A 9,715-nucleotide genomic window follows, 5' to 3' on the forward strand; every position below is an offset into this window, starting at 1 on the left:
GCGCGACGGTCGCGGCGGTGGCGGCGCCGTTTGAGGCCGACCCGGCCGCTGCCACGCCGGCCGGCACCGCGACCGGTTCGGCGTCCTGACCGGCGGCCGGCGCGTCAGCCGGTGCCGAGCCGGCGGGTACGGCAGCCGGCGCAACCTGGGCCGGGGCACTGGCCTGCGCCGCGGCCGTGGCGTTGGCCGTCGCCGGCGCGAGCAGGCCGTGGTCGTTGAGCACCTGCATCCCACCGGTGAGGAAGCGCAGCCCGACCAGCGCCGACAGGGTCAGGATCGCCACGTTGAGCAGCTTGAAGAACCCGTAGTCAGGAGCGGTGATCAGGAAGAAGAGGCTGATCGGCGCGAACGCCACCGCGAGCATCGAGGTGACCGTGATGGCCACCATCACCAGGGCCAGCGACTGACGTACCGAGAGTCGGGCGCCGAAGACCAGGTTGAACAGGTAGAGCGTGGGCAGGCAGATGGCCAGCGTGACCAGGAACAGCAGCGGCAGTTTGAGGGCGGAGGTCAGCGCCATCAGCGGGCTGTGGAACGCGCCCAGCACCGCCCCGTAGCAGGCGAGCGCGATGGCCGAGCTGGCCAGCATCCGCCCGGTCAACGCGTTGAGGTCGCCCTCGGCGACGATCTGCTGCCAGATGCCCTGCCGGTCGCGCAGGATGCGCTCGATGACGAGCGGGCTGGGACGGTCACCCGACACGGGTGCACCCCTCTCGGTGGTTTCTCACATGTGGACTGGGTGCGCAGACGGTAGGACACCGGTCGGTGCCGCCGCCACCCCGTCCCGGCGGGTCGTCAGCGCCAACCGACGTCGATCCGCGCTCCGCGCTCGTCGAAGAAGTGCAGCGCGTCCATCCGGACCGACACCGCGAGCTGGTGACCGGCGGTGACCGCCGGGTACGGCGCCAACCGCACCGCCAGTTCCGCCGGGCGCCGGTGGTGCCGACCCGGGTCGGGCAGCACGCTCGTCCGGTTGCCACCACCCGGCACGACCGGCTCCACCGGCTTACCGGTGAGTCGCTGCATCACCGAGCCGAGCCGGCGCAGGCCCCGCTGACCCACCGGAGGCGGATCCAGCGGCGCGCCCATCTCGTCGACCATGATCGCGGTCGCGCCGATGTCGAGGAACGCGAGCGACTCGTGCCCGTGGTGCTCCAGGTAGCGGATCCGGCCGTGCAGCACGTCGCCGGGGCTGTCCGGGGAGACCGGCGTGAGCGCCTCGGCCCGCATGCCGACGACGATCCGCTCGCCGTGGTAGTGCGCCACCGCCCGGCTGCGGATGTCGTTCCAGGGCAGGTAGAGCGACTGCTCGCCGAGGTTGAGCGTGACGTACCGGTCCAGGTGGACGTAGACCGACGCCTCCAGCAGGTTCATCCGTGGGCTGCCCAGGAACGCGGCCACGTAGAGCGTCGCCGGCCGCCCGTACACCTGGGTTGGTGTGCCCACGTCCTGGAGCACGCCGCGGCGCATGATGGCCACCCGGTCGGCCATGGTGAGCGCCTCGGCCTGGTCGTGGGTGACGTAGACGGTGGTGACGCCGAGCTCCCGGGTGAGGCCGGAGATCTCGGCGCGCAACTCGGCGCGCAGGCCGCTGTCCAGGTTGGACAGCGGCTCGTCCATCAGGAACAGCCCCGGCCGGCGGACGATCGCCCGGCCCATGGCGACCCGCTGCCGTTGCCCGCCGGAGAGCTGCCCCGGCTTGCGGGCCAGCACGTCCCCGATGCCCAGCGCGCTCGCGACGTCGCTGACCCGCTCTCCCCGAGGTGCCGGCTCAACGCCCGATAATCGGAGCGGGAACGCGATGTTGTCGCCGACGGTCATGTGCGGATAGAGCGCGAAGTCCTGGAAGACCATGGCGATCTTCCGGTCCCGCGGCGGCAGGTCGTTGGCGAGTTCCCCGTCGAGCAGGACCGCACCCTGAGTCGGATCCTCCAAGCCGGCGATCATCCGCAGCACCGTGGACTTCCCGCAGCCCGACGGGCCGAGCAGAACCATGAACTCGCCGTCGTTCACATCCAGGTTGATGCTGTCGACGGCCACCGTGCCATCTTTGAAGATCTTGGTGACATCCTTGAGCGCGACGGTGCTCACCGTCTCCTCCCCCAGCTCGTCGGCCGAACCCCCACAAGACTGTGACCAGGATCATCCGCTCAGCACATCGGGTAAACGTCTCATGTTCGACCTATGACGCTGCCATTACACGACAGTACGGAGCACGTGGCGTGCTCAACAGGGCGACGAACCCTCGGCCGGCTCCCCCAGGAACACCCGGCGCACCACCCGTTCCGCCGCGTGCCCGTCGTCCAGAGTGCAGAATCGGCCCCGGAAGTGCTCACGGGCCTTGGCCGCCGCGTCCGAGCGCACCGCGTCGGTACGGAACATGTCCAGCAGATCGGCGAACGTGGTGGCCACCGCGCCCGGTGGCTCCGCCGTCACGTCGAAGTAGACACCCCGGGCCAGTCGGTACGCCTCCCAGTCCGGGGTGTAGAGCACGATCGGCCGATCCAGCACCGCATAGTCGAACATCGCCGAGGAGTAGTCGGTGACCAGCACGTCGGCCACCAGGTAGAGATCCTCCACCCGCTGGTGACCACTGACGTCGCGCACCCGCTCGCGGTCCAGCGGCCGACCGGGGCGACGATCCCGGTCGTGGAAGTAGTGGCTGCGCATCAACAGGCGGCCCGACTCGCCCAGCGCGTCGACGAACCGGTCCGGGTCGAACGGCGGCCGGTAGCCGGGCAGGTGCTCGCGGTGCGTCGGGGCGTACAGCACCACCTGCTCGTCGGTGCCGAGACCGAACTCGGCGCGCAGCCCGCGCACCTCGTCCGGGCCGGCGGTGACCAGCCGGTCGTTGCGCGGGTAGCCCACCTCCAGAGTGGTGTAGGTGGCCGGGTACGCCCGGTCCCACATCTGGGTGGAGAAGCTGTTCGAGCTGACGCTGTAGTCCCACCGGTCCACCCGGCGCAACAGCCCGGCGAAGTCCATCCGGCCCGCACCGATCGGGTAGCGCTGCTGGTCGAGCCCCATCACCTTCACCGGCGTGCCGTGGTGGGTCTGCACGTGCACCTGTTCCGGCCGCTTACGGACGAAGTCCGGGTAGTTCACGTTGTTGACCAGCCACCGGGCTCGGGCCAGCACCCGGTAGTAGGCCGGGGTGCCAGCGACGACGTACTCCACCCCCGCCGGGACCGCGTCCACCCGGTCGCGGCGCACGATCCACACGCCCCGCACGGCGGGGGCCAGCCGGCGAGCCGCCTCGTAGATCGCCGCCGGGTTGCAGGCGTACCCCCGGAACCAGTAGGCCGCGTACACCGCGAGCGCCGGGTCCACCGGCCGGCGCAACTCCGCCCGGTAGTACTCGCGCAGCAGGCCGTCGCGGGTCAGCCGGGCGCCGCGTCGGGCCGCCGGACCGACCCGCCGCCGCGCGGTACGGGCCTGCCGGCGGGCGGTGTCACGGGCCCGACTGGCGGCCCGCAACGCGCTGAACGTCCGCCACCGGCCGGCGGCGACCAGGCGGTGCTTGATTCCCTCCACCCCGTCCGGCACCGGGTAGCCGCCGGCCGGCAGCCAGCGCGCGTAGTCGGCGGTGATCTGCGCGAAGAACGCCGGCCGCAGCTCCGGCGCGATGCGCTGGCCGTTGCCGAGCACGGTCAGGTAGTGCCAGATCATCCGCTCGAAGACCGCCGGCCGCAGGGCGTCCGTCGCCGGCCCCCACGCATCCATCAGGTGGAACACCCGGTGCCACTGCGGAAACACCTCGAAGTGCCGGTCGCCCCGGGTCCGGGTGATCGCCCCGGCGCGGCGCTGGCGGTAGTTGACGCACACCTGGTCGAGTACGCCGATCCGCCGCGCTGCCATCAGCACCGGGTAGCTGAAGGACACGTCCTCGTACCAGCCCGGTTCGAAACGCAACCCCAGGTCGACGAGGAACTGTCGGCGGACCAGCCGGTTCCACGCCGTGTGCAGCAACCGGATCGCCTCGGGCCGGTCCCGCAGCCGGAAGGTGGCCGCGCCGGGTGACTCCGGGAACACCTCGGCCATCGCGCTGCGGGTGGTGGTGTCGTTCCAGTGCGCCCGGACGTGGTCGACCAGCAGCACGTCCGGGCTGGTGGCGCGCAGCCGCTCGGCGACCGCCGGCAGGCACTCCGGCGCCAACCAGTCGTCGCCGTCGAGAAACCAGACGTACTCGCCGACGGCCCGGTCCAGCCCGACGTTGCGGGCCGGACCGAGGCCGACGTTCTCCGGCAGCCGAACCGAGCGGACCCGCTGGTCACGGGCCGCGTACTCGTCGAGGATCTCGCCGCTCGCGTCCGGCGAGCAGTCGTCGACGGCGATCACCTCGACGGCGGTCTCCGGCTGGCCGAGGATCGAGTCCAGGCACTCGCGCAGGTATCCCTGCACCCGGAAGGCCGGAACCACGAAACTGATCAGGGTCATCCGGCCGTCCCTCCGTCAGCGCGGCACGGCACCTCCCGCGCCCACCGGCGCGGCCGACGCCCGCGCGCTACGGGCCGGTCGGACGAACCAGGCCAGGACGACGCTCGCCACGAAAACCACGAGAAGGTACGCACCGAGTGTAGCCATGCCGATACTCACGATGCCGGCAATCGCCACGAGGGTCAGCAGCACCGAACGACCGTCCCAACCCAGGGTGGCGGCGTGCAGCGGCGGTGCCGTCTGCCGCTTCTCCAGCCGGGCGGTCAGGTCGTAGTGGTGCACGGTGAGCACGAAGACGTACGCGAAGATCAGCCAACCCGGCGCGCCTCCGACCACCCCGACCGCGATCGCGAACAGGTACTCGGCGGCCCGCAGCGCGGCCGGCACCAGCCAGTCCAGCGGACCGTTGTGCGCCGCGCCGGCACCGAGGCCGCCGGCCAGGAGCACCAGCAGCGCCACCGGCACCGCCCAGCGCAGCCCGTCGGGTGTGTCGCTCCACAGCGCCGCGACCAGCAGCACCGCCGGGCCGAGCGCGGCGATCACCGCCAGGGTGAGTGGCCCCATCGGGCGGACCACCGGCAGCCGGCGGGCCAGCGGGCCGTCGTCGCGGTGCAGGGTGGCGTCGACGGTGTCCAGCACCGGCACCCACATCCAGCGGGCCCGCAACGTGCGCAGCGCACCCGTGTACGCGAACGCCAACACACCCCAGACCAGCACCGCGACGAGGCTGACCAGCGGGTTGAACAGCGCCACGGTCAGCGCGATCAACGCCCACCGCTCACCGATCGGAAAGACCACGGTCCGCTTCAGCCAGTACGACAGCGAGCCGGTGTCCGCCTGCACCCGGGTAGACGCGGCGTTCAACCGGTCGCCGATCCCGCCGCTGGCACCCGCCGCCGCCCGGGGCCGGCGGGCGGCCTCGTCGTGCAGCACCCCGTACCAGGTGTCGGTCATGTGCCGGACGGTCTGCAACGTCATCGCGGCGATCGCCAACGCCCAGCCGTTGCCGAGCCCGGCGTGGCTGACCCCGAAACCCAGGCCGGCGTAGACCAGATACTCCTTCGCCCGGTCGGCCATCGTGTCCAGCCAGCCACCCCAGGCGCTGAAGTGCCGGGTGTAGCGGGCCAACTGGCCGTCCACGCAGTCGAGCACGAAGCCGAGGTAGAGCAGCACCGCGCCGCCGACCAGCGCGGGCCGCCCGCCGACCCCGAACAGCACCGCGGCCGCCAGCGCGAACAGCACCGAGATCACCGTCACCCCGGTCGGGGTGAGCCGGAGCCTGGCCGCCAACCGGACCACCTGCGGCGACCAGGTGCTGACGAAGTAGGTGCTGAAGAAGTCGTCGCGCTCCTTCACCGACAGCCGCAGCTCGGCCCGGTCCTCGTCCACCGCGGTCACCGCCGCCTCGGCGGCGACCAGCCCGGCGGTGTCCTCGACCCGGTGCGCGACGAGCAGGCGTACCCGCTGGGCGAAGATCAGGGCGCCGAGCGCCGCGAGTCCCGCGACGAGCCGGTCCACGGCGGACCCGGGGCCGCCCACGGCGGCGGCCCGGGCGGCGGCGGCGAGGGTCGGCAGGTCGTCCACGCCGACCCGCAGCGCCCCCGCCGAACACGCCGGTCGCGTCCCCGTCGAGGGCGTCCAGCGCGCCGGCGTCGACGACCTGGCCGCGCTCCTCGCGCACCACGGTCCGCCCGGGCACCGGCGGGTCGCCCAGCACCAACGCCACCGTCGGCCCCACCGGACTGGTCGCCAGGTGCCGCAGCACGGCGGTGTGCGCCACCAGGTCGGTGCCGGTGACCAGCAGCGGGCCGTCGGCGGTGTCGGCCAGCGCGGCCACCTCGTCGAGGGTGGCCGCGAAGCGCACCTCGTCCGCCCCGGCCCGGCGCAACTGGGCGGCGAGCCGGTCCGCCAGCGGCTCACCGGTCGCGGTGGTCAGGCCCGCCGCGGGCGTCCCGGCGGCGAGCACGATCGCGAGCGTCACCGCGGGACCGCGGCGTGGTACGCGTCGAGCGCCTCGGCGATGGTCCCGTCGAGCGTCAACCGGCCCGCGTCGAGGTACAACCCCCGACGGCAGAACCGGGTCAGGTCCTTTTCGTTGTGTGACACCAGCACCAGCGTGCGCCCCTCCCCGAGCAGACGATCAATCGTCGCGTAACACTTCTTGCGGAACTCCGCGTCTCCGACCGCGGTCACCTCGTCCATCAGCAGGATCGGGTGCGGCAGGTGCGAGATGATCGCGAAGCCGAGCCGCACCTTCATCCCCGACGAGTAGTGCCGCACCGACGTGTCGATGGCCCGTTCCACCTGCTCACCGGCGAACTCGACGATTTCGTCGAAGTGCCGCTTCAGGTAGCCCGTCGACAGCCCGTGCAACCCACCGACCAGGTGCAGGTTCTCCCGTCCGGTCAGGTCGTTGGAGAAACCGGCGGACAACTCCAGCAGCGGCGCCACCGCACCGTGCACCCGGATGTCGCCCTCGTCCGGGATGAGCACCCCGGCGATCAGCCGCAGCAGGGTGCTCTTGCCGGTGCCGTTGCGGCCGATCACCCCGACGGTCTCGCCCGGCTCGACGGTGAACGACACGTCGCGCAACGGCCAGAACTGTCCCGGCAGGGCACCGCGCCCGCCCCGATGGATGAACAGCTCCCGCAGCCGCAGTTGGCGGCGACGGTTACGGACGAACCGGATGCCCAGGCCGTCGGCCTCGATGATCGGCGCCGCCATCAGAGTTCCTTGAGCACGGCGGGTTCCAACCGGCGGAACGACCACCAGCCGGCGGCCAGCACCAGCAGGCTGCCGACGACCGTGGTGGCGAGCAGCCGGGCGTCCGGGAACTCGTCCGGGTACCAGATCGCGTGGTGCAGCTGGAAGATCCCGACCAGCGGATTCACCTCGTACGCCACCTTCAGCCAGCCGGGCAGGCCGGACTCCCGGACCAGGCTGAGCGGGTAGATGATCGGCGTGGCGTAGAAGAGCACCCGGATGATCAGCCGCATGAACCGCTCCACGTCGCGCATCAGCACGTTCCACGCGGACAGCAGCAGGGCCAGCCCGATCAGCAGCACCCCCTGGACGGCCACCGCCAACGGCAGGGCGAGCAGCGACCAGCCGGGGTGGATCCGACCGTGCACCGCGTAGATCACCGCGATGGCGATCAGGATCGGCAGGCCGGCCGCGTACTCGGCGAACCGGCCGGTGACCCGGCCGATCGGGAAGACCTGACGCGGCACGTTCATCGTGGTGATCAGCCGGGACTGGCCGGTCAACGCGTTGGTCGCCTCACTCAACGCCGAACTGGTCCACATCCACGCGAAGATGCCGGTGATCAGGAACAGCGGGTACGACCCGGCCGCCTCGCCGAGGTGCCGCCCGGTGTCCCGGGAGTAGAGCACGCCGAAGACGAACCAGTAGATGGCGCCCATGCCGAGCGGCTCGATCAACGACCAGAAGTAACCCAGCACCGACTGCTGGTACTTGACCGCCAGGTCGCGCCTGACCAGGATCCGCAGCGAGTTGCGGTGCGACCACAACGCCGCGACGCCAGAGGTCACCGCGAGCCTCCCGCCTCCCGAAACGGACGACAGGTTAGCAGTCGGTGAACGAATGCCCCGAATCGGCCGGGTTCAGCACTCGATCACGTTGACGGCCAGACCGCCACGCGCCGTCTCCTTGTACTTGACCTTCATGTCGGCGCCCGTCTCCCGCATGGTCTTGATGACCTTGTCCAGCGACACCGCGTGCACACCGTCGCCGCGCAGCGCCAGCCGGGCGGCCGTGATCGCCTTGATGCTAGCCACGGCGTTCCGCTCGATGCAGGGGATCTGCACCAGGCCACCCACCGGGTCACAGGTCAACCCGAGGTTGTGCTCCATCCCGATCTCGGCCGCGTTCTCCACCTGCTCCGGGGTGCCGCCGAGCGCCTCGGCCAGCCCCGCCGCCGCCATCGAACACGCCGAGCCGACCTCACCCTGGCAGCCGACCTCCGCGCCGGAGATCGACGCGTTCTCCTTGAACAGCACACCGATCGCGCCAGCCGCCAGCAGGAACCGCACCACGCCGTCCTCGTCGGCCCCCGGCACGAACCGGGTGTAGTAGTGCAGCACCGCCGGGATGATCCCGGCCGCGCCGTTGGTCGGCGCCGTCACCACCCGGCCGCCCGCCGCGTTCTCCTCGTTCACCGCGAGCGCGAACAGCGTCACCCAGTCCATGGCGTGCAGCGGGTCGCTGGTCCCGGCGTCCGCCTCCAGGCCGCGCCGCAGTTCCGCCGCGCGCCGCCGGACCTTCAACCCACCAGGGAGTACGCCGTCCCGCTCGCAGCCACGCTGCACGCACTCCCGCATCACCCGCCAGATTTCCAGCAGCCCCGCCCGGATCTCCGCCTCACTGCGCCAGGACCGCTCGTTGGCCAGCATCACCTCGCTGATCGACAGCCCGGTGGCGGTGGTGACCTCCAGCAGCTGCGCGCCGGTCAGGAACGGGTACCGCACGCGGGTGCTGTCCGGCTTGATCCGGTCCGCGCCCGCCGCCGCCTCGTCCACCACGAAGCCGCCGCCCACCGAGTAGTAGGTGCGGCTGCGCAGCTCGGCGCCACCGTCGTCGTACGCCACGAAGGTCATCCCGTTCGGGTGGTACGGCAGCGACCGGCGGCGGTGCAACGTCAGATCCCGGTCCGGGTCGAAGTCGATCTCGTGCGCGTCCAGCAGGCTGATCCGCCGATCGGCGCGAATCCGCTCGACCCGAGGGCCGACCGTGTCGGTGTCGACCGTCTCCGGCGCCTCGCCGGCCAACCCCAGCAGCACCGCCCGATCGCTGCCGTGGCCGTGCCCGGTCGCACCCAACGAGCCGAACAGCTCGGCCTGCACCCGCGCGGTGCCGGTGAGCAGCCCGTCGGCCTTGAGCCCCGCCACGAACGTACGGGCGGCCCGCATCGGCCCCACCGTGTGCGAGCTGGACGGCCCGATGCCGACGCTGAAGAGGTCGAAAACACTGATCATGGCTGCGCTTCCTCGCCGTGGTCCCGTCGTACGGGCCCGGCCCGGTCGTGGCCACCGGTCAAGCGGCCCCGCTCATGGCCGCCCGGTCGGGCGGCCGCTCGGCCACCCGGGGTGCCGGGTGCCGACCAGCGAGCCTACCCGCCCAGCTCACGACCCACCCGGCAGCTCACCGTGCCCGCAACGCCACGGGCCCGGCCCGGTCGTGGCCACCGGTCAAGCGGCCCCGCTCATGGCCGCCCGGTCGGGCGGCCGCTCGGCCACCCGGGGTGCCGGGTGCCGACCAG

At 71.9% G+C, this 9,715-nt stretch carries 6 protein-coding genes and 1 pseudogene; all 7 read right to left on the minus strand.

Annotated features, from left to right (window positions below):
* The coding region (locus JNW91_RS26385) for a hypothetical protein (RefSeq protein WP_203178081.1) at positions 1-700 on the minus strand (700 nt) is incomplete at its 3' end.
* A 95-nt stretch (positions 701-795) separates the two neighbouring features.
* Positions 796-2,091, minus strand: coding sequence for an ABC transporter ATP-binding protein (locus tag JNW91_RS26390; protein WP_203178083.1), 1,296 nt, complete (start codon positions 2,089-2,091; stop codon positions 796-798).
* 135 nt (positions 2,092-2,226) lie between these two features.
* Positions 2,227-4,437 carry a bifunctional glycosyltransferase/CDP-glycerol:glycerophosphate glycerophosphotransferase gene (locus JNW91_RS26395; RefSeq protein WP_203178084.1) on the minus strand — a complete coding sequence of 737 codons (2,211 nt, stop codon included), beginning with the start codon at positions 4,435-4,437 and terminating at the stop codon, positions 2,227-2,229.
* A 15-nt stretch (positions 4,438-4,452) separates the two neighbouring features.
* Positions 4,453-6,418 (minus strand): annotated as a pseudogene (locus JNW91_RS26400) (DUF5941 domain-containing protein).
* Positions 6,415-7,161, minus strand: coding sequence for an ABC transporter ATP-binding protein (locus JNW91_RS26405; RefSeq protein WP_203178085.1), 747 nt, complete (start codon positions 7,159-7,161; stop codon positions 6,415-6,417). The pseudogene JNW91_RS26400 and the gene JNW91_RS26405 overlap by 4 nt, the downstream one beginning before the upstream one ends.
* Positions 7,161-7,988, minus strand: coding sequence for an ABC transporter permease (locus JNW91_RS26410; RefSeq protein WP_203178086.1), 828 nt, complete (start codon positions 7,986-7,988; stop codon positions 7,161-7,163). The genes JNW91_RS26405 and JNW91_RS26410 overlap by 1 nt, the downstream gene beginning before the upstream one ends.
* Positions 7,989-8,060: 72 nt before the next feature.
* Complete coding sequence (locus tag JNW91_RS26415) at positions 8,061-9,431, minus strand: L-serine ammonia-lyase (protein WP_203178087.1); 1,371 nt, start codon at positions 9,429-9,431, stop codon at positions 8,061-8,063.
* Positions 9,432-9,715 lie beyond the last annotated feature (284 nt).

The organism is Micromonospora parastrephiae (assembly GCF_016802865.1).
Classification (GTDB): Bacteria; Actinomycetota; Actinomycetes; order Mycobacteriales; family Micromonosporaceae; genus Micromonospora; species Micromonospora parastrephiae.

Excerpts from the sequence above, each read along its gene's own strand:
- JNW91_RS26395 (WP_203178084.1), bottom strand. The coding sequence starts at position 4,437 with ATGACCCTGATCAGTTTCGTGGTTCCGGCCTTCCGGGTGCAGGGATAC.
- JNW91_RS26405 (WP_203178085.1), bottom strand. The coding sequence starts at position 7,161 with ATGGCGGCGCCGATCATCGAGGCCGACGGCCTGGGCATCCGGTTCGTC.
- JNW91_RS26415 (WP_203178087.1), bottom strand. The coding sequence starts at position 9,431 with ATGATCAGTGTTTTCGACCTCTTCAGCGTCGGCATCGGGCCGTCCAGC.